The organism is Streptomyces sp. NPDC006174 (assembly GCF_040614075.1).
In the GTDB taxonomy this organism is placed as follows: Bacteria; Actinomycetota; Actinomycetes; order Streptomycetales; family Streptomycetaceae; genus Streptomyces.
Genome location: NZ_JBEXTJ010000018.1, coordinates 133,447 through 153,659, shown reverse-complemented (window position 1 = coordinate 153,659; position 20,213 = coordinate 133,447). Strand labels below are relative to the sequence as shown.

Annotated in this window: 14 protein-coding genes and 3 pseudogenes; 10 read left to right on the top strand and 7 right to left on the bottom strand. The window is 69.2% G+C overall.

Features of this window, described 5'->3' with window-relative positions; genetic code table 11:
- Positions 1-167: 167 nt before the first annotated feature.
- The 5 genes and pseudogenes from ABZ267_RS31360 to ABZ267_RS31340 form a co-directional block, all read right to left on the bottom strand.
- On the bottom strand, positions 168-1,571 hold the full coding sequence (locus ABZ267_RS31360) for a site-specific integrase (RefSeq protein WP_356753902.1): 1,404 nt from the start codon (positions 1,569-1,571) through the stop codon (positions 168-170).
- Positions 1,572-1,631: 60 nt separating this feature from the next.
- Positions 1,632-1,817 (bottom strand): helix-turn-helix domain-containing protein, encoded by a 186-nt coding sequence (locus ABZ267_RS31355; protein ID WP_356753900.1) that lies wholly within the window; start codon positions 1,815-1,817, stop codon positions 1,632-1,634.
- 383 nt (positions 1,818-2,200) lie between these two features.
- Positions 2,201-2,534: pseudogene (locus ABZ267_RS31350) on the bottom strand (ATP-binding protein); the annotation flags it as partial.
- 4 nt (positions 2,535-2,538) lie between these two features.
- Positions 2,539-2,817: pseudogene (locus ABZ267_RS31345) on the bottom strand (phosphohydrolase); the annotation flags it as partial.
- Positions 2,818-2,838: 21 nt separating this feature from the next.
- Entirely contained in the window at positions 2,839-3,039 is a 201-nt protein-coding gene (locus ABZ267_RS31340; RefSeq protein WP_356753920.1) for a helix-turn-helix domain-containing protein, read from the bottom strand.
- A gap of 564 nt (positions 3,040-3,603) precedes the next feature.
- On the opposite strand from ABZ267_RS31340, the gene ABZ267_RS31335 reads away from it, so the two are divergent.
- On the top strand, positions 3,604-5,424 hold the full coding sequence (locus tag ABZ267_RS31335) for a DUF262 domain-containing protein (RefSeq protein WP_356753898.1): 1,821 nt from the start codon (positions 3,604-3,606) through the stop codon (positions 5,422-5,424).
- Positions 5,425-5,849: 425 nt separating this feature from the next.
- Here ABZ267_RS31335 and ABZ267_RS31330 read toward each other — a convergent pair whose 3' ends face one another.
- Positions 5,850-6,779 (bottom strand): bifunctional DNA primase/polymerase, encoded by a 930-nt coding sequence (locus tag ABZ267_RS31330; RefSeq protein WP_356753896.1) that lies wholly within the window; start codon positions 6,777-6,779, stop codon positions 5,850-5,852.
- A 223-nt stretch (positions 6,780-7,002) separates the two neighbouring features.
- Here ABZ267_RS31330 and ABZ267_RS31325 point away from each other — a divergent pair.
- The 9 genes and pseudogenes from ABZ267_RS31325 (at position 7,003) to ABZ267_RS31285 (ending at position 15,999) form a co-directional block, all read left to right on the top strand.
- Positions 7,003-7,782 (top strand): annotated as a pseudogene (locus ABZ267_RS31325) (hypothetical protein).
- Between the two features lie 332 nt (positions 7,783-8,114).
- Entirely contained in the window at positions 8,115-8,429 is a 315-nt protein-coding gene (locus tag ABZ267_RS31320; protein WP_356363389.1) for a hypothetical protein, read from the top strand.
- 252 nt (positions 8,430-8,681) lie between these two features.
- Positions 8,682-9,857 (top strand): acyl-CoA dehydrogenase family protein, encoded by a 1,176-nt coding sequence (locus ABZ267_RS31315; RefSeq protein WP_356753894.1) that lies wholly within the window; start codon positions 8,682-8,684, stop codon positions 9,855-9,857.
- Positions 9,854-10,813, top strand: coding sequence for an OB-fold domain-containing protein (locus tag ABZ267_RS31310; protein WP_356753892.1), 960 nt, complete (start codon positions 9,854-9,856; stop codon positions 10,811-10,813). Before ABZ267_RS31315 ends, ABZ267_RS31310 begins: the two co-directional genes overlap by 4 nt.
- A 1-nt stretch (position 10,814) precedes the next feature.
- Positions 10,815-11,846 (top strand): acyl-CoA dehydrogenase family protein, encoded by a 1,032-nt coding sequence (locus ABZ267_RS31305; RefSeq protein WP_356753890.1) that lies wholly within the window; start codon positions 10,815-10,817, stop codon positions 11,844-11,846.
- The gene (locus ABZ267_RS31300; RefSeq protein ID WP_356753888.1) at positions 11,843-12,301 is read left to right on the top strand and encodes an acyl dehydratase; all 459 of its coding nucleotides are present in this window, start codon (positions 11,843-11,845) and stop codon (positions 12,299-12,301) included. Before ABZ267_RS31305 ends, ABZ267_RS31300 begins: the two co-directional genes overlap by 4 nt.
- Positions 12,298-13,464 carry a lipid-transfer protein gene (locus ABZ267_RS31295; RefSeq protein ID WP_356753886.1) on the top strand — a complete coding sequence of 389 codons (1,167 nt, stop codon included), beginning with the start codon at positions 12,298-12,300 and terminating at the stop codon, positions 13,462-13,464. The genes ABZ267_RS31300 and ABZ267_RS31295 overlap by 4 nt, the downstream gene beginning before the upstream one ends.
- 168 nt (positions 13,465-13,632) lie before the next feature.
- A complete protein-coding gene (locus tag ABZ267_RS31290) occupies positions 13,633-14,199 on the top strand; it encodes a SigE family RNA polymerase sigma factor (RefSeq protein WP_356753884.1) in 567 nt (188 codons plus the stop codon).
- A 147-nt stretch (positions 14,200-14,346) separates the two neighbouring features.
- Entirely contained in the window at positions 14,347-15,999 is a 1,653-nt protein-coding gene (locus ABZ267_RS31285) for a long-chain fatty acid--CoA ligase (protein ID WP_356753882.1), read from the top strand.
- 100 nt (positions 16,000-16,099) lie between these two features.
- On the opposite strand, the gene ABZ267_RS31280 is transcribed toward ABZ267_RS31285, so the two are convergent.
- Positions 16,100-20,197: a PAS domain-containing protein gene (locus ABZ267_RS31280; RefSeq protein WP_356753880.1), complete on the bottom strand. Its 4,098-nt coding sequence runs from the start codon at positions 20,195-20,197 to the stop codon at positions 16,100-16,102.
- Positions 20,198-20,213 lie beyond the last annotated feature (16 nt).

Here is a 20,213-nt window from a genome sequence, read left to right as displayed (position 1 = left end):
TTTGTGTTATTCGTTTGTGTTTTTGAGTGTTTTGGTGTTGTTTTTTTTTAGGCGGGCGGGGACGTTATTCCGGGGCCCGCCCTCTGACCTGCCACTTCTCTCACCTCATGCCCCTGATTCCCGGTGCCGACCAGGGCGTGTGGGCCATACGCGGGCCAGGATCGGCCCTACTCCTCGGCGCGAAGCCCCAGCTCAACGAGCCGGTTGGCCGCCGCCGACCCACCCTTGAGGAGCTTGGCGTAGAACCGGTAGAGCACGGCGAGGCTGTGGCCGGCGCGGTAGGCGGCCTCTACCGGGTCCATGCCGGACTTGATCCACAGCGAAATGGCGGCGTGCCTCAGGGCGTACGGGACCTCCGCCAGCGCGGTTCGAAGCTCCTGCTTGCTGAGCACGACCTTCCGTGCCTCGCTCCAGACCTCGGAGTATTCGTTCGACGTCAGACGGCCGCCGCGTACCGCCCGAAACAGTCGGCCGTCCGGTGCGACACCGAAGCGTGCGATGTGGGCGCGGATCATGCGCACGTATACCGGCGGGACGGGAACGGCCCGTACAGCCTTCCGAGCTCGATGCTTCAGGCCGCGTTCGTCGTGGGACTTCCCGCTGTCGGTCCAGCCGCCCCCGACTTCCGGGTGGCTCTCCGACACGAGCACTTCGCCCCAGGCTTCCGGCTCGCTCTCGGGCGGCAGGATGAAGTCCGACTCCTTGAGCGCCGCAGCTTCGCCGGGGCGCGTTGCCACGTAGTAGACAGCGCCGTAGAACGCCTCCAGTTGCTCACCGCGTGTTCCCTGCGCGGCCACGGCGGCGAGCAGAGCACGAGCGAGTCGAGGGCCGGGCACCCACCTGAAATCGACCTCGTCCGGGGTCTGGGGAGCTGCCCAGTCCACTGCCAGGAACGGGTGGCGGGTGAGGAGGGCCCGTTCCTCAACCGCGTAGCGGAAGGCGTTGCTCAGCACCATGCGCTTCCGGTTGGCGGTGTTCTCCGCCGCAGGCTTGCCGTTCAGGAGCCGAGAAAGAGACGTGAGCGCCGCTCGCACGTGCTCCGGCTTAGCGGCTTCGTCCACCCGCATCGAATGCTGCCCAACCCATTCCAGTGCCTTCCGGACGTCGTCGGAAGGCTCTTGGGCGTCGGCGCGCGAGACGAGCTGATTCTTCGGCCCATCCACGGCTCGGAAGGCCCACTGGTACAGAGCGGCGCGGAGCACGCGGGCGTCGGGTCGGATGCCGCTGCCTGTCGTGAAGACGGGCGTTACGACCGCGAGGGATTCCGCGATGCTCGCTCGATGCTTCGCCGCCGCCCCGGGCCACTTCATCAGCGCGTACGCCTTGGCGTGCTCGAACCACGTCGGCATCGCGAGGGCGGCAAGCTCTTTCTCGGGGAGCCCGGTCTCCTCGTCGAACTGCTGCCCCGCTCGCAGAGCGGCCATGAGCTGTGAGCGTCGACCGTCAGCCTGCGGTTTGAGGGTGAAACTCTTCGAGTGCCCCTCGGCTCCGACGCGCCAGCGGAGCTCCCAGGGCTTCGGCCGGCCTTTGCGTTGCGGGATGGACCAGATGACGACGTCGAAGGTGAGCATGTCTCTCCATGAAGAGAGGGCCCGCCGGAGCGGGCCCTCTCAGATCTGGTCGGCGCGGACTCAGGCGGCTTCCTCGTACCTGGCGAGCCAGGCGTCAAGGTCGGCGCGGCGCACACGCACTTGGTGGTTGGGGAGCTTGATGAGCTTGGGCGCGAGGCCCCAGGCGCGCAGGCGGTAGAAGTCGGCTCGGCTCATGTTGAGTTCGATGAGGACTTCGGGGAGTTTCAGCATCTGAGGGCGGGCCACGGCGCGACTCCTTCGAAGGGCGGGAGAGGCTAACTGGGAGATGGCGCGGAGTGTTTGTCCGAGGTGCGGATTTCTGCGTCACAGCGTCACGTGCGTCATGCGGTGCTGTGACCTGCGGTTTTAGCTGACGCAGTGCCTGCCGTCTACGACACGCCTGTTGCAACAGATCAGGGGGCCGTTTCCTGGTGTGCGTGACGCTGTGACGCAGAGCTTCCCTACCTAGAAGGGAGGAGTGCCTGTAGTAGTGCGGTGCCCCTTCAGGCGTGAAGAAGGAGCCGCGTCGCGGCACGACCCCTTTAGGGCGGCGCCGCCGCCGAACAGCAAGAGGAGCACCCTGCGGAGCGTGCTCCTCTTGCTCGTCCGGGGTGACCGGGCAGCGCGGGTCAGAATGCTGTTGACTGCTCGGGCGGCGCTGGTGCGCCCTGGCGGGTCATTTCGAGGTAACGACCTTCCCGGGTACGGCCGCTGTCGATGAGCACGCCCCGAGCCGCGAGGGTGGGCTGGAGGCGCTTGAGACGGTCGGAGAGCACCTTGCCGGCCGTCGGCCACCCCTTTGGGCACGAGCCGTAGCTCGTCGCCGCTGGAGAGGCGGCTGAGACAGTGCAGCCACTCGGTCGATGTCATCCGCTGCTCTGTGCCGGGGTTCATGGTGTCGGCGTGCTGCAGGACGGTCTGCGCCAACAGGTCGCCTTCGATCACGTCGTCGTTCAGGTCGTCCGTCCCGCAGCCCTCGGGCTTCCGCCTCCATCCACGCGCAGGAGTGGTGAGCCACGGGGCGCACCACCCTCTCATTAGCGCGAGCGACATCCCGCGGACATCGTGCCCCGTCCAGCGGGTGAAAGCCGGTCTTGGCGAGGTTGGGCGCATAGCCGATGTCCTGCAGCACGGCCGCCGCTTCCGGCAGATCGGCGTCCGAACCGAGGATCGGGGCGAGCACACGGGCTCTCTCTGCTCCTCCCTGTGCGTGGACCCATCGACGGGGCAGTGGCTCGGAGAGCAGCGATTCGGCAAGAGAGTATGCTCAGTTGGTTACTGCCTTGGTGCTCGCGGGCCGGCACTCTCCGTCTTGTTTCGGCAGGGACAGCACGGTGCGGGGCTTGCCTTGCCTGCCTTTCGACAGGAGTCCAGCCGCCTCCAACTTGTCGAGCGCTTTGACCACGGTGCGCCGCGAGACACCGAACCGCGCACAGAGCTGGGTCGCGCTTGGGAAGAGTGCCCCCACGGGGAGCTCGTCATTCGTGATCACGTCGGCGAGCTGATCAGTCCAGCGGCCGGTGGTCGAAGGCTTCCCCCTGCCGCACTACTCGCAAGCGACCGACAGCAACGCGTTCTGCGACGCCCTGCTCCTGAAGGACGTCGAAGACCCGGAGGGCCACGCCCCGAGAAACGTTGAACTCGTCCATGAGGTCCACAGCTGTTGGTAGCTCGGTCATCTTCCGAGTTCGAGTTGGCATCGATCCGAACCTTGATGACTTCAGCGATCTTCAGGAAGGTGCCGCGAGGGCTGGCCTGCCGCGACACGCGTCTTCCCCCCTGCCTCGTCGGGCCCTCGAGGCTGCCACGTGCTCCGTCCGACGTGCTCCCGTGCCTGCCAGGAACCTAGCTCTGGGGGAGGGACAAGTAGTACAGGCGTGACTGCCCTTCCGGCCAAAGGTGGACTGCGCTGTGGGACCTTCCGGGCACGCCAGTACGGCGCATCGAAACTTCCTTCAAACGCATGCGAGGGGTCTTAGACTTGCGCTACTGTTCAAGTCGGCGTAATTCATGTGAGGCGTGGAGGTTGGTAATGTCTGAGACGGTTTCGAGCAATGATCTAATCCCGATTGAGAGCAAGACGAAGACCATTCAGACTTGCTTCCAGCAGTGCTTGTACGAGGTTCCTAATTTTCAGCGACCTTATAGTTGGTCGCGGGATCAGCTCGTTGATTTTTGGGACGATGTTATTCTGGCCAAAGGTGATTTCTTCTTCGGGTCCACGGTGACATGGGTTAGCAAGAAGAGAGACCTGTTCAGTGACACTTACTCAATTATCGACGGTCAGCAGAGGCTCACTACGAGTGCCATACTTCTGTCCGTCGTGCGCGACGCACTTATGGAAGTGGCTGAAAAGTACAAAGATGTCGATGGTTTTGATGCGAGTGTGGCTAGCAGTCAGGCGCTTAGCACCCAGAAGTATCTCATGGTAAAAGATGATGACGGCAAGAGCCACCCTGTCTTGCGCCGGCCCGAAGGTATGTTTTATGAAGTGATACAGAATCCAAATGCCATTCCATCCGGAGCGGAATGGAATAAGAGTGCTGAGCGCATCGGGGAAGCGCGATCCTTTTTTGAGGAGCAGATTACTGTTGCCATCAAGGGATTGTCGCCGAATGGGCAAGTTGAGAGCCTCAAGGCGATCCGGTCAAACGCCTTGAAGGCGCGCGTGATCCAGGTTGAGTTGGCGTCTGAAGAAGACGGGTTCCTAGTCTTCGAAACATTGAATACGCGTGGTTCAGATCTGCGACTTTCGGATCTCGTTAAGAACCTTCTAATTCGCGGCGGCTCTACAGAACCCGCAGATCGAGATGCCGTCGCAATTCGCTGGGAACGGGTGGTGGACCGTGTTCAGCTGGGCCGCGTGAGCGCGGACGTCGTCGACAGGTTTATTTGGCAGTCTTGGAACTCGCGACGTGAGGCGGTGAAGGAGCCCGAACTGTTCAAGGAGATCAGCCGCCTCGTGGGATCCAGTCCAGCCGCACACCTGGCTTATCTAGAGGAACTCGAACGCGATGCAGAAACCTATCAGTGGCTAGAAGCTGAAAATGTACAGGTACAGCCAAAATCTCGGGGTGAACGAAATGCGTTCGCGATCCCGGAATTTGTTGACAGTGTTCGCGCGCTCGCGCTCTTTAATGTGTCTGTAGCGAACTCGACGGCCCTAGCCGTAGCTCGCAAGTTCCAAGAAACGAAATTGATCAAGCATGCGCAGGTTGTCGAGGTTTTGAGGCTAGTTGAAGCTTTCCATTTTCAGTATACCGCGCTAACGAATAGTGGATCGACTGGCGGTACTCGAAGTCGGTATAATCGTTTTGCTGTTCGCCTGGAAGGTGCGAAGTCAACAGCCGACGTAGCGTTGGCGATTGAGGATCTGAAGGTAAAACTCCGCGCTAGTCTACCCGATCGCTCAAGATCTCTCCAAGCGTTCTGCTCCTTGTTTTATGCGCCGTCATTGCAGCTGAATCAGGCGCAGAAGCTCCGATCTCGTAAAATCTTCATCGCTTACGTGTTGATGTCGTTCGCGAAACTGGAGAAACTGTTGCCAGCGGGTCAGAACCTCATGACATGGTCAATTGAGCACATCAAGCCCCAATCCATGGCCTCAAAGAGCCATCTGGATCCGGTCTACTCTATTGGTAATCTGACCCTACTCACTACTCATCTAAATAGCGCCCTTGGGGACGCCCCATTTTCGTCCAAGGTTGGGGAACTGAAGAAAGGGAGGGCATTTTTTGATGCGGAGCTCGAAAAGTGGGAAAAGAGCTCTGAGGATTTTCCGGCGGACGCTCAGATCAAGGCGAGGTCAAACTTCCTAGCAGTCGACGCTTTGGATAGAGTTTGGAAACTATAAGGCCAGGGCCTGACCCCCCGTGGGGCATTGCTGGCATTGGACTCAGGATTTTGCTGATGATCAATCCAGTCTCGTAGCCGTCTATGACATAGTCCCATGCACCGCCTTACGGACTGCTGTGCCGGCGCTCGTAACCACTTGCGTCAGCCATGCGCGCAGTTGGCAGGCGCGCCGGCGACCTCAACAGGTCGGGATAGTCGGCCACAGTGGGCCATGCACGGGCTAGGCCACGGCTTGCGGGCGGTGCAGGGCCAGCGAGTGCAGGTCAGCCAGGCATTGGGGACGTTCCACGGGACGGTCTTGAACCGTCGTGGCAGCGATGTCACCGTGGGTTCAAATCCCACACCCACCGCAGCAGGCCGGCGTCTGTGCCGGCCACAAGAGGCGCTCCGATTTCGGAGCGCCTCTTTTTGTCGTCCGCTGCGTCAGCGGCGGCCGTCGTCTCCGTCGTCGCTCCCGCGCCCCAACGTCAGCCGTTCCGCCGACGCGATCGCCGCACGCGCCTCCTGTTCCGTGAGGCCCGTGCGGATCGCTGCGGCGGTGAGGGCGTCGGCCAAGGTGTCGCCGAAGCCGTGTTCGTAGGCGCGGCAGGCGGCCCAGAACAGGCGGGTGTTGCGCTGGCCTTCGTGGGCCGCCAGGACGAACTGGATCAGGCCCTCGCCTCGGCGGCCCGGGGTCGTTTCCTGGCCGGGATGGCCGGGATGGCCGGGAAGGGCGGGCTCGCGGCGTGGCGGGGTGAGGAGGCGGAGGAGTGCGCGGGGGCACGGGGCCGGGGTGAGGTGGGCGGTGCCGGGGGCCAGGCGGTAGTGGCCGTGGGTGGTGACCGAGCCGGGGCCGACCAGGTAGCCGCCGCTGCCGCGGACGTCGATGCCGGGGGCGAGGCGGCCGGCCGAGTTGGGGACCGTGGTGTCGGCGGGGCCGGTGAGCCAGAGGTGGCGGCCGCCGCTCGGGGTGAGCACGGTGACCGTCGGCGGGATGGTGAACAGGTGCTGGAGGGCCAGTTGCCGGAGTGCGCCGACCGAGTCGTTGCCGTGCGCGGTGTCGATGTCCAGGTCGACGCCGATGAGCCGGTGCGGGGCGCGGCCGCAGGCGATGCCGTAGCCGGTGGCCCGGGGCGCGGCGGCGAAGAGGGCCCGGACGGCCGCGGGGTCCGTCGTGGCGTCGTGCACCCCGTGGCCGGGCAGCCCGCACTCGCCCCGGCAGTGGACCGGCGGCCGCTCGCCGTGGTGCGGGGAGCGCAGCGCGGGGAGCTTGGTGGCGGACAGGGGGAAGACGGGGAGCCCGCGCCCGGCGGCGGCCAGGGCGTGGGCGAGGGCGAGGGCCAGGGTGGCGGTCTGCCGGTCGATGGTGGCCATGGCTCTAGTTTCGTACATGGGTTCGAATATGGGAAGTGGGGGTGGTCGACCGTGCTGTTCGGCGGGGTGCGAGCCAGGCGATGCCGTGGTGATCGGATCGTTGCCTCACCGCTTACAACCCTGTACAGCCTCCTCCGGTCCCACAGCCGGCCGCGAGGACGGACCTCCGACCGGTGCGCCTACGCGCTCGGTCCAGGCTGCAGGGGGAAGGACGGGCGCGAAGATGGGGAAGACGATGTGGAGAGCGGCGCTGGCCGGTGGAGGGGCGGCTCTGTTCACCGGGGTGGCGGCGGTGCCGACCGGCGCGGCGGAGGGTGGGGTCTCCTTCAGCCGGGTCACGGTGAACGGCGGTAAGCCGATCGTGATCGGGGTCAAGGGGCAGGTCGAGGTGCATGCGGCCTTTCGGATGACGACCGAACTCCGATACGACAACGGGCCGACGGTGTTCCCCTACCGGGGCAAGCTCAACAACACGGACACCATGCACACCGCCATCATCGGCAGCGACTGCAAGGTCGTGAACAGGGCGAAGGGCATCTGCGACTTCGAGGAATGGCTGTACATCGACCCGCGGCACCTCGACTTCGGGAACGAGGACGCCGGTACCTGGCGAACCGCCGCTCGCGTCTTTCTCGCCGGTGACGCCCACGACATCGACGACGCGAACCTCTCGTTGCAGGTCAGGCGGGCCACAACCGTCACGGTCAACGCCTCGCCGGAGCCGGTCACGAAGGGGAAGGCGATCACTGTGACCGGGCGGGTCACGCGGGCGAACTGGGACACCCACACGTACCAGGGATATGCGGGCCGCGCGGTGAGCCTGCAGTTCAAGGCGGCGGGCGCCTCGTCGTACACGACGGTCAAGAAGGTGAAATCGAGCGGTACGGGGGCGCTCAAGACCACGGTGAAGGCCGCCAGGACGGGGACGTGGCGGTGAACGTACTTCGGGACCGAGACCTCCGGGGCGAAGTCGTCGATCGGGGATCACGTCGTCGTGCGGTAGTCGGCGCGCCCGGACCATCTCCCCAACTGACGTGCGCGGCACGCCCCTCGTGCGCTGCGCCTACGTCCTCGGCGAGACTCTGGACGCCCGCGAAAGGCGCGCCTCGCGCCGCAGGCCGGACCCGGCGGCCCGCGCGAGGTTTAGCACCTCTTCTTCATGCTTGAGAGGGAATCAGGTGGTGCGGCGTGGTTCGACGGGGATGTGCTGGGCAGCTCTGGTCTCGCGACGTCGTGACCATCACCGGAGCGGTCGGCCAACTGCTCCGGCAAACAGCCGCACATGAAGCACATGAAGCCTACGAAGCCGCACTTCCGGCTCCTGGAGGAACTCACATGGCAAGTATCCGTACCGCTCGTGTTCTCGCCGCAGTCGCCGCGCTGCCCCTGACCGTCGCGCTCTGCGGCGGTGTGGCCCTGGCGGACAACGGCTCCTTCGCGAACGACGGATCGAACGCGGCCGTGGCGACGGTCGGCGGCAGTGGCGTCGGCGGCAACAACTCCGGTAACTCGTCCACCACGCAGCAGCAGGCCGTCGGTGCCGGCGCGTCGAACCAGAACACCTCGGCCCAGGTCAGCGGCTCGGACTTCACCGCCATCGACCAGTCGGACCACAGCGTCGCCGTGAACTTCACTCCGTTCTTCTGGTGAGGACCGGATGGTGGTGGAGCGGGATGGTGGTGGAGCGGGATGGTGATGGCTAGGAGATCGATTCCTCTTCGGTGAGCAGGCGTCCGGGACCTTCCGGGGGGTGGGTTCCGGTCGTCCGAACAGCAGCCCGTGCGGCGGCACTTCGGTGCCTCCACGCGGGCTGCCGCCGTTTCCCTTGACGCGACGAGCAGAACTGACGGATAGTCAGAAAGCGTTACGTCGACAGGATCCGTGCCCCCTGGAGGTCCCGCCGTGCACCTCGCCCCGACGGAGCGCCAGCAGCAGCTGCGTACCGAACTGCGCGCGTACTTCGCGGCCGTGCTGCCCGAAGGCGGAGGCCGGTGCGACGACCTGGATGAGCAGCGGCGGCTGCTGCGCAGGATCGGCGCCGACGGCATGCTCGGTCTCGGCTGGCCGGTCGCGTACGGCGGTCAAGGGCGCGGTCCCGACGAGCAGTTCGTCTTCTTCGAGGAGGCGTACCGGGCCGGCGCCCCCGTCTCCATGGTCACCCTCAACACCGTCGGCCCGACCTTGATGAAGTACGGCACCGAGGAGCAGAAGGCGTACTTCCTGCCCCGGATCCTCAGCGGCGACCTCGTCTTCGCGATCGGCTACAGCGAGCCCGAAGCCGGTACGGACCTGGCGGCCCTGCACACCCGCGCCGTACGCGACGGCGACGACTGGCGCATCGACGGCCAGAAGATCTTCACCAGCAACGCCCAGCAGGCCGACTGGATCTGGCTCGCCTGCCGTACGGACCCCGACGCGGCCAAGCACCGTGGCATCTCGATCATCCTCGTGCCGACCGACGACCCGGGCTTCTCCTGGACGCCGATCCAGACCGTGGGCGGGCTGACGACCACCGCCACCTACTACGACGGCGTACGCGTCCCCGCATCGAACCTCGTCGGCGCGGAGAACGACGGATGGGGCCTCATCACCAACCAGCTCAACCACGAACGCGTCGCCCTCGCCGCCATCGGCATGCAGGCCGAGGACTTCTACAAGGAGGCCCTCGCCCACGCCCGTACGCCTGACCCCGTCACCGGGCGCCGCCGGATCGACGAGCCGTGGGTGCGCGCCCGGCTCGCGGAGGCGTACGCCCGGCTCGCGGCGACCCGGCTGCTGAACTGGCGGCTCGTCGGCGCCGTGGGAGCGGGCGCGCTGGCGCCCGGAGAGGCGAGCGGCGTGAAGTTCGCGGGGACCGAGAGCGCCGTGGAGGTGTATCGGATGTGCCAGGAGGTGGTGGGAGATGCCGGGCTTCTGCGAGCCGGATCGGTCGGCTGCGTCGGCGCGGGCAGCGCTCGAGGAGAGCTGGAGCGGATGAACCGCGCCGCGCAGATCAACACCTTCGGCGGCGGTGTGAGCGAAGTGCAGCGCGAGATAGTCGCGACCATGCGGCTCGGGATGACCCGGAGCAAGCGGTGAAGCCGGGCGTCCGGGACGTGAAGCCCGATGCCGAGGATTCCCTGTACGACCGCCTCGCCGCCTACGCCGGCCGCCCCGCCGCCACCGCCTCCACCGGCAAGGACCCCGTCAACGCGCCGATGATCCGCCACTGGTGCGAGGCCCTAGGCGATACCTCGCCCGCCTACCGTGGCCCCGACGCCGTCGCCCCGCCCACCATGCTCCAGGCTTGGACGATGCGCGGGCTCACCGGAGAACCGGAGCCCCACGACGCCACCGACGCCCGCTCGACCGCGTACGACGAACTCCTCGGCCTCCTCGACGGCGCCGGCTACACCTCCGTCGTCGCCACCGACTGCGAGCAGGAGTACCTGCGGCCGCTCCGGCCCGGCGACCTCATCACCTTCGACGCCGTCATCGAGTCCGTCTCCCGCCGCAAGACCACCAGACTCGGCACCGGCTACTTCGTCACCACCCGCATGGACGTCCGCGCCAACGGCGAACCCGCCGGGACGCACCGCTTCCGCATCCTCAAGTACCGCCCGCCACACCGCACCAAGGACCTTCGCCCCCGCCCCGTCATCAACCGCGACAACGCCGGATTCTGGGCCGGGGTCGCCGAGCACCGCCTCCTCATCCAGCGCTGCACCAACTGCGCCACCCTCCGCTTCCCCTGGCTCCCCGGCTGCAACGCCTGCGCCGGCCAGGAGTGGGACACGGTGGAGGCGAGCGGCGAGGGCACGGTGTTCAGCCATGTCGTGATGTACCACCCGTCCTTCCCGGCCTTCGACCCGTCCGGCGGAGGGGGCCCGTACGCCGTCGCGCTGATCGAACTCTCCGAAGGCGTACGGATTGTCGGGAACGTGGTCGGTGTGCCGTACGACAAGGTCCGCGTCGGCCTGCCCGTACGGCTGGAGTTTCTGCGTACGGACCCCGAGCTGGAACTTCCGGTCTTCCGGGCGAGCGAAGGCGGTTGAGATGGACTTCACCCCGAGCGAGGAGCAGTCCGCGGCCCGCGATCTGGCCGCGCGGATCTTCGGCGACCTGTCCACGCACGAGCGGCTGGTGGCGGCCGGGACGGGTACGGACGCCGAGCTGTGGAAGGAGCTGTGCGCGGCGGGACTGCCGGGTGCGGTGGAGGACGTCGGGCTGCTCGGCCTCGTACTCCTCCTGGAGGAACAGGGCCGGACCACCGCCCAGGTTCCGCTGGCGGCGACCTGCGTGTACGGGCTCCTCGCGGTCGCCGGGCACGGTACGGCCGAACAGCGGGAGCGCCTGCTGCCGGCGCTGCGTGAGGGTACGGCGGTGGCGACGGGAGCGTTGCCGGTGCGCGGTGAAGTGACGGTGGTGGACGGGGCGTTGTACGGGGTCGTGGCCTGGGTGCCGTGGTTGCGCGACGCCACTCATGTGCTGGTCGCCGACGCGGAGCGGGAGCTGTGGGTCGTCGCGGCGCGGGCTCCGGGCGTGAGCGTGGTGCCGGTGGGGACGACCGCGCCCTGGTCGGCGGCGCGACTCGGCCTCGACGGCGTACGGGGAGAATCCCTCGGTACGGGCCCGGAGGCCCACGCATCGGTCCTCGCCGCGAGCCGGACCGCTTTCGCCGGGCTCCAGGCGGGCGTCTGCGCGGGCTCACTCGCGCGCGCCGTCCAGCACACCACCACCCGCGAGCAGTTCGGCCGCCCGCTCTCCACCAACCAGGCCGTCCTGCTCCGCGCCGCCGACGCCCATATGGACACCGAGGCCATCCGGGTCACGGCGTACGAGGCGGCCTGGCGGTATGACCGGCAAAGGGAGTACGCGGCACAGGCGTTGACCGCCGCCTGGTGGGGATCGGAGGCGGGACGGCGGGTCGTGCACGCGGGACAGCACCTGCACGGCGGCGCCGGGGCCGACCTCGACCACCCGGTCCACCGGCACTTCCTCTGGGGCCGCCAGCTCGACGCGTACCTCGGCTGCGGCGCCGAGATCCTGGAGGAGCTGGGCCTGTTGATAGCGGGTGGTAGGCGATGAAGGAGGCGTACCGCGTCGGCGCCGAACTGCCGGCCCTGGAGATCCCCGTCACCCGCACCCTGATCGTCGCCGGCGCCATCGCATCGCGCGACTACCAGGACGTGCACCACGACGCCGAACGGGCCCGGGAGAAGGGCTCACCGGACATCTTCATGAACATCCTCACCACCAATGGCCTCGTCGGCCGCTACATCACCGACCACTTCGGGCCGACCGCCGTCCTCCGGAAGGTCGCGATCCGCCTCGGCGCGCCCAACTATCCAGGCGACCTCCTCCGGTTGACCGGCCGCATCGTGGCCCTGGAAGCGGCCTTGGAAGCGGCTCCGGAAAACGTGGCCCTGGAACGCGAAAACCACACGCTTATAGAGGTCGCGGTAACCGGCGACAACCGTATGGGGCGACACGTCACCGGTAAGGTCACCGTCGCCCTGCCCCAGGAGGCGCGGTCCCTATGAGCATCCGCAGACCCGACTCCCTCGGCGGAAAGGCGGCCATCGTCGGCATCGGAGCCACCGAGTTCTCCAAGAACTCCGGCCGCAGCGAACTGAAGCTCGCCGTCGAAGCCGTCTCCGCCGCACTCGACGACGCGGGCCTCACCCCGGCCGACGTCGACGGCCTCGTCACCTTCACCATGGACACCAGCCCCGAGATCACCGTGGCCCAGGCGGCCGGGATCGGAGAGCTGTCGTTCTTCTCGCGCATCCATTACGGCGGCGGCGCGGCCTGCGCCACCGTCCAGCAGGCCGCACTCGCGGTGGCGAGCGGCGTGGCCGACGTCGTCGTCTGCTACCGGGCGTTCAACGAGCGCTCCGGCCGCCGCTTCGGCTCCGGCGTCCAGCGGCGCGAGCCCACCGCCGAGGGCGCGGCGCTGGGCTGGAACCTGCCGTCCGGGCTGCTCACGCCGGCCTCCTGGGTGGCGATGGCGGCCCAGCGCTACCTGTACGCGTACGGGCTCGGCCCCGAGGTCTTCGGTCATGTGGCGGTGGCCGACCGGAGGCACGCGGCCCGGAACCCGGCGGCGTACTTCTACGAGAAGCCGATCACGCTCGCCGACCACGCCGCCTCCCGCTGGATCGTGGAGCCGCTGCGGCTGCTCGACTGCTGCCAGGAGACCGACGGCGGCCAGGCGCTCGTCGTCACCGGTGTCGAGCGCGCCCGCGACCTGCGCCGGCCGCCCGCCGTCGTCGTCGCGGCGGCCCAGGGCGCGGGCCGGTCCCAGGAACAGATGACGAGCTTCTACCGGGACGGGCTGACCGGCCTGCCGGAGACGGGTGTGGTGGCCCGGCAGCTCTGGCGCGGCTCGGGACTGGGTCCGGCCGACATCGACGTGGCCATCCTCTACGACCACTTCACGCCGTTCGTCCTGATGCAGCTGGAGGAGTTCGGTTTCTGCGGCCTCGGTGAGGGCGGGGCGTTCGTCGCGGCGGACGCGCTGCCGCTGAACACCCATGGGGGTCAGCTGGGGGAGGCGTACCTCCACGGGATGAACGGCATCGCGGAGGCCGTACGGCAGATCCGCGGCACCTCGGTGAACCAGGTGGCGGGAGCGGCAAGGTCGCTGGTCACGGCCGGTACGGGAGTGCCGACGTCCGGGCTGATCCTCGGCGCGGACGGCTGAACGACCCTGGACGGACCCTGACGGCGGGGCGGCGGGACCCTTAAGGCCGGACGGCGGCCCGTCCACCTTCAGGAGGTGGAGGGTGAGCCGGCCCTACAACCTGAGGCGGACGGGCCTTCGGGACCTGGGGCCGATCCCCTCGGCGGGCCCCGCTCCTAGGTTGAGTACATGACCACGCCAGTCTGCACGGGCGCCTCCAGGGCGGCCTCCGCCACCGCCGCCGGCCACCACGCGCACACGCCGTACGCGTCGTTCTCCTCGTACGTCCGGGCCCGGGGCCCGGTCCTGCTGCGCACCGCGCGCTCGCTCACCGCGAACCCGTGCGACGCGGAGGACCTGCTGCAGACCGCGCTGGCCAAGACGTATGTCGCGTGGGAGCGGATCGAGGACCACCGGGCGCTCGACGGGTACGTCCGCCGGGCGTTGCTGAACACCCGGACCTCGCAGTGGCGCAAGCGCAAGGTCGACGAGTTCGCCTGCGAGGAGCTGCCCGAGCAGGGCGGCATCCCGGCGCCGGACCCGGCCGAGCAGCAGTCGCTGCACGACGCGATGTGGCGCGCGGTGCTCAAGCTCCCGGACCGCCAGCGCGCGATGGTCGTCCTGCGGTACTACGAGGACCTCAGCGAGGCCCAGACGGCCGAGGTGCTCGGCGTGTCGATCGGTACGGTGAAGAGTGCCGTCTCCCGTGCCCTCGGCAAGCTCCGCGAGGACCCGGAGCTGACGCCGGTGCGCTGAGTTCGTCCGTTGTCGGGACGGCCTCCCGACATGCCCTCCCACCCGCCCCGGTCAGGAATTTCCTCCCGCGAGTAGTGACATACCGCTTGGTATGTGCGCAGAATCAGCGCAACCTTACTGCCGCGTAGCGCCCACCGGGAGGACGCCGTGCTGAGCACCATGCAGGACGTACCGCTGACTGTCACCCGCATCCTGCACCACGGGATGACGATCCACGGGAAGTCGCAGGTCACGACCTGGACCGGCGAACCCGAGCCGCACCGACGCACCTTCGCCGAGATCGGCACCCGCGCGACCCAGCTGGCCAACGCGCTCCGCGACGAGCTGGGCGTGGACGGCGACCAGAGGGTCGCCACTCTCATGTGGAACAACGCCGTCCACGTGGAGGCCTACCTCGCGATTCCCTCCATGGGCGCCGTGCTCCACACCCTCAACCTCCGGCTGCCGCCGGAGCAGCTCGCGTGGATCGTCAACCACGCGGACGACAAGGTCGTCATCGCGGACGGCACGCTGCTGCCGCTCCTCGTACCGCTCCTGCCGCACCTGCCGAGCATCGAGCACGTGGTGGTCTCCGGGCCCGGCGACCGCTCGGCGCTGGCCGGCGTGGCGCCGCGTGTGCACGAGTACGAGGAGCTGATCGCGGGCCGACCGACCACGTACGACTGGCCGGAGCTGGACGAACGCCAGGCCGCCGCCATGTGTTACACCTCCGGCACCACCGGCGACCCGAAGGGCGTCGTCTACTCCCACCGCTCGATCTACCTGCACTCCATGCAGGTCAACATGTCGGAGTCGATGGGGCTGACGGACAAGGACACCACGCTCGTCGTGGTCCCGCAGTTCCACGTGAACGCGTGGGGCCTGCCGCACGCCACGTTCATGAGCGGCGTCAACATGCTCATGCCGGACCGCTTCCTCCAGCCGGCGCCGCTCGCCGAGATGATCGAGCGCGAGCGTCCCACGCACGCCGCCGCCGTCCCCACCATCTGGCAGGGACTCCTCGCCGAGGTCACGGCCAACCCGCGCGACCTCTCCTCCATGGCCAACGTGACCATCGGCGGCGCGGCCTGTCCGCCGTCGCTGATGGAGGCGTACGACAAGCTCGGCGTCCGGCTCTGCCACGCCTGGGGCATGACGGAGACCTCGCCGCTCGGCACGATGGCCCACCCGCCCGCCGGGCTCAGCGCCGAGGAGGAGTGGCCGTACCGCATCACCCAGGGCCGCTTCCCGGCCGGTGTGGAGGCGCGGCTGGTCGGTCCGGCGGGCGAGCACCTGCCGTGGGACGGCGAGTCGGCCGGTGAGCTGGAGGTACGCGGTGCCTGGATCGCCGCCGCGTACTACGGCGGGGCCGACGGTGAGCACCTGCGGCCCGAGGACAAGTTCAGCGAGGACGGCTGGCTGAAGACCGGCGACGTCGGCGTGATCAGCACCGACGGCTACCTCACCCTCACCGACCGGGCCAAGGACGTCATCAAGTCGGGCGGAGAATGGATCTCCAGCGTTGAGCTGGAAAATGCCTTGATGGCCCACCCGGACGTCGCGGAGGCGGCCGTCGTCGCCGTACCGGACGAAAGGTGGGGCGAGCGGCCGCTGGCGACGGTGGTCCTCAAGGAGGGCACCACCGGGACCGACTACGAGGCGCTGAAGGCGTTCCTCGCCGAGTCGGGCATCGCCAAGTGGCAGCTGCCGGAGCGGTGGTCGGTGATCGAGGCCGTGCCCAAGACGAGCGTCGGCAAGTTCGACAAGAAGGTGATCCGGAAGCAGTACGCGGCCGGAGAACTGGACGTCACGCAGCTCTGAGGCGTTGTCGGCGGCCGCTTGTTTCCCCGGTCGCTTGTTTCACGTGAAACAGGGCGGGCCGGTACGGGACATCCGTACCGGCCCCGCCCTGCGTGCGCGGTCAGTTGGTCCCTATCTTCGCCAGCAGGTCGACGATCCGGGACTGCACCTCGTCGCTGGTGGACCGCTCAGCCAGGAAGAGAACGGTTTCGCCGGAAGCCAGCCGCGGCAGCTCCGACGGGTCCATACCGGCCGACGTGTAGACGACCAGCGGAGTGCGGTTGAGCTGGCCGTTGGCGCGCAGCCAGTCGATGATCCCGGCGCGTCGGCGGCGTACCTGCATGAGGTCCATGACCACCAGGTTCGGCCGCATCCGGCCCGCCAGATCGACGGCCTCGCTGTCGGTCGCGGCCCGGGCGACCTGCATCGCGCGCCGCTCCAGGGTCTGCGCCAGCGCCGCCGCGATCTCCTCGTGCTCCTCGATCAGGAGGACGCGCGGCGGGTGCTGCTCGCTGTCGCGAGGCGCCAGCGCCTTGAGGAGGACGGCCGGGTCGGCCCCGTACGCGGCCTCCCGGGTCGCCTGGCCCAGACCGGCCGTGACCAGCACCGGAACCTCGGCGGCGACGGCGGCCTGGCGCAGCGACTGCAGCGCCGTACGCGTGATGGGCCCGGTCAGCGGGTCGACGAAGAGGGCGGCCGGGAACGCGGCGATCTGGGCGTCGACCTCCTCACGGGAGTTGACGATCACCGGACGGTAGCCGCGGTCGCTGAGCGCCTGCTGCGTCGGTACGTCGGGAGCGGGCCAGACGAGCAGCCGGCGCGGGTTGTCCAGCGGCTCGGGCGGCAGCTCGTCGTCGAGAGGCTGTGGCTGCGGCCGGTTGGCGACCTCGACGGCACCGCCGGGCCCGTCCAGCGGCTCCGGACCCTCGGCACCCTCGTCGGGCGCCCCTATGGCGTACGCGCGCCCTTCGGCCACCGGCGGCGCCAGCAGCTGACCGGAGCCGGGGTTGGTGGCGGAAGGCCCTTGAGCCTCCTGGGGCTGCTGAGCCGGAGCGGCGGCAGGGTCCGTGTCGGTGGCGGGCGGCGTCGGACGCTCGCCTTCCGGCGGAGCGGCGAGCTTGCGACGCCGGCCGGCACCGCCGAGGCTCTGGTGCTGGTTCGCCGGAGAGGCCTGGGCAGGCTGGCTGGGCTGGGCGGGCTGATTCTGCTGATGGGTGAGGTGCTGCGCGAACGGCACTCCTTGACCCAGCGTCCGCACGCTGAACGCCCGTCCCTGCGTGGAGTCCGGGTTGACGCCCGCCGTCGGCTCCTCGGCCGACAGCGGCTGGCGCCGCGCTTCCGGTGTGGGAAGGGGTGCGCCGGAGTCGGCCGGGTGCGCCGCCGGAACGGCCGCGGTGCCGGTGGCGTGGGCGGTCTGCCCGTTGCCGCCCCAGGACCGGTCGTCCGGTGCGGGCCGGGAGGCGTTCGGGGCTTGCGGTGCTGCGGCCGGGGTGGGGACGGGCGCGTCCTGGTCCGGCGCGCCGGACCAGTCGGCGGACGGCGCCACGGGGTGGGCCGGCGGAGGCGTGTGGCCGGCTTCGGGAGCGGTACGCCGGTGGTGGTCCTCGTCGCCGGGAGGGGGTACGGGGGTGGCGCCGGGGGCCTGTACGGGTGCGGGGGCCGGGGCGCGGTCGGCATCGGCGGGCGGCAGCGCGAAGGCGGTACGCGGGCCGGCGTCGGCGGCGGTGCGCTCCTGGGCGGCGGCCAGCGCGCGGCGGGCCCGTCGCCCGCCGGGCTGCTGCGCCGGGGCCTGGCTGAGCGCGAGGGCCTCCTCCTGAGGCTGCTGCCGGCCGTTCGGACCGGTCTGACCGTTCGGGACCTGGTCCGCGGGCGTACTGCCGCTGCCGGCCGCGAGGGCCGGGAGCGCGGGAAGGTGTTCGCCTTCGCGCCGCGCTCGCCGCCCGGCAGGCGGTACGGGCTGCTGCGGCGGGTCGGCCGGTACGCCCTGCGGCGGCACGGTCTGGCCGCGCTGGGGTCGGCCGGTGCCCTGGGCGCCTTCGGCCGCGGTGACGACGGATCCCTCGGAGGGAGCGGAGGACGCGGAGGAGGTCAGCGCGAGGGCCTGCCGCTGGGGCTGCTGAGGCTGGGACTGCTGCCGCACCTGCTGATCGGGCTGGTGGGCCTGGTGATCATGCGGCTGCGGCGGTTCGATCCGGTCCGGGCCGCTCTCCGCCGCATCGCTTCCGGCCGCCGCCGCGCTCTCCGCCGGGCTGGGCCGTCCGCGCCGGCGTCCCGATCCTTCGCCCTGCTGGGCCGGGATCAGTTCGGGAGCCGTCTCCTCGGCCGCCGCGGGCCCACGGCGCGCCCGGCGCCGCCCGGTCGGCTCGGCGACAGGACCGTCCGCCGGACCGGCCTCGGCCTCGGGCGCGCCGCCGGGACGGTCCAGGAACGCATCGGTCGATGACCGACGCGCCCGCCGACGCCCGCCACTGGTGACGCCCGGCGCTCCGAGACCCTCGGCAGGCGCGGCCGGGGAGGGCATGGGATCGAGTACGGGCTCCACCGGCGCGTCCGGCGGCACGATGGTGCCCGAGCCGGCGCCGATCGGGATGTCGAGAACGTACGCACTGCCGCTCATGCCCGGCATCTCGTGCGTCTGGAGCACCCCGCCGTGCGCCTGGACGATGCCGCGCACGATCGGCTCGTGCACCGGGTCGCCGCCGGAGAACGGTCCGCGCACCTCGATCCGTACGACGTCGCCGCGCTGGGCGGCGGCCACGACGACGGTCGAGTCGACGTATCCGCCACCGGGGACGGCCCGGGCCTTGCCGGTCGAGTCGACGCCGCAGACGTCCGCGACGAGGTGGGCGAGGGCGGTGGCGAGCCGGACCGCGTCGACCTCGGCTTCGATCGGCGGGGCGTGCACGGCGAACTGCGCACGCCCGGGCCCGATCAGCTCGACCGCTCCGTCGATCCCGCCCGTCACGATCCCGTCGATCATCGCGGGACCCTTGTGCAGCCCCTCCACGCCCGCGTCGAGGCGCTGGTAGCCCAGCACGTTGTCGACGAGCGTGGTCATCCGGGCGTACCCGGCGGCGAGGTGGTGCAGGATCTGGTTGGCCTCGGGCCACAGCTGTCCGGCCGGGTCGGCGGCGAGCATGGACAGCTCACCGCGCAGCTCCTCCAGCGGCCCGCGCAGCGAACCGCCGAGGACGGCCGTGAGCTGCGAGTGCTGAGCGCCGAGGGAGGCGAGCAGCTCGGCCTGCGCCTCGACCTCGGCGGCGTGCCGCTCGGCCCGGTCGGCCAGCTCGGCGGCGTGGGCCTCCTTGAGCGTTTCCAGCTCGGCCGCGTGCGCCTCCTTCAGCGCCGTGACCTCGTCGGAGTGGCTGGTGGTCAGCTCGGCGACGACGTTCGTGTGCTGCGCGGACAGCTCCTCGTACGGCCTGCGGTCGGTGAAGGTCATCACCGCGCCGACGAGCTGGTCGCCGTCGCGTACGGGCGCGGTCGTCAGGTCCACGGGCACCTGGGCGCCGCTCTTGGACCAGAGCACCTGGCCGCGCACGCGGTGCTTGCGCCCGGACTTGAGCGTGTCGGCGAGCGGAGACTCCTCGTACGGGAACGGCTCGCCCTCCGCACGTGAGTGCAGGATCAGCGGGTGCAGCTCCTGGCCGCCGAGGTCGCTGGCCCGGAAGCCGAGGATCTGGGCCGCGGCGGGGTTGACGAGGACGACGCGGCCGTCCGTATCGGTGCCGACGACGCCTTCGGAGGCGGCACGCAGGATCATCTCGGTCTGGCGCTGCGAACGGGCCAGCTCGGCCTCGGTGTCGACGGTGCCGGAGAGATCCCGTACGACCAGCATGAGCAGCTCGTCGCCGGTGTAGCTGGAGTGGATGTCGTTGTACGCGGCCTGGCCGCTGTCCAGGCTGGCGCTGGTGACCTCGACCGGGTACTCGTGCCGGTCGGTGCGGCGCGCGATCATGCGCGTCGGCTTGGTCCTGCCCTGCTCGTCCGCAGCCTCGGGCCGGCGCATCGATCCCGGGATCAGCGTGGAGTCGAACTCCGGCAGCAGATCCAGCAGTCCGCGACCGACGAGCGCGGTGCCCGGGGTCTCGAACATTTCGAGGGCGATGGCGTTGGCGTTGACGACCGTGCCGTTGCAATTGACGAGCAGAAGCCCGTCAGGAAGGGCATCGAGTATGGCTGCGAGGCGAGCAGTGCCTCGGGATGGCCTGCTGCTCACGACGACGCTTCCTCCC

Bases quoted from the DNA above. Each gene is read 5' to 3' on its own strand.
- ABZ267_RS31360 (WP_356753902.1), bottom strand. From the start codon at position 1,571: ATGCTCACCTTCGACGTCGTCATCTGGTCCATCCCGCAACGCAAAGGC.
- ABZ267_RS31335 (WP_356753898.1), top strand. From the start codon at position 3,604: ATGTCTGAGACGGTTTCGAGCAATGATCTAATCCCGATTGAGAGCAAG.
- ABZ267_RS31330 (WP_356753896.1), bottom strand. From the start codon at position 6,779: ATGGCCACCATCGACCGGCAGACCGCCACCCTGGCCCTCGCCCTCGCC.
- ABZ267_RS31320 (WP_356363389.1), top strand. From the start codon at position 8,115: ATGGCAAGTATCCGTACCGCTCGTGTTCTCGCCGCAGTCGCCGCGCTG.
- ABZ267_RS31305 (WP_356753890.1), top strand. From the start codon at position 10,815: ATGGACTTCACCCCGAGCGAGGAGCAGTCCGCGGCCCGCGATCTGGCC.
- ABZ267_RS31300 (WP_356753888.1), top strand. From the start codon at position 11,843: ATGAAGGAGGCGTACCGCGTCGGCGCCGAACTGCCGGCCCTGGAGATC.
- ABZ267_RS31295 (WP_356753886.1), top strand. From the start codon at position 12,298: ATGAGCATCCGCAGACCCGACTCCCTCGGCGGAAAGGCGGCCATCGTC.
- ABZ267_RS31290 (WP_356753884.1), top strand. From the start codon at position 13,633: ATGACCACGCCAGTCTGCACGGGCGCCTCCAGGGCGGCCTCCGCCACC.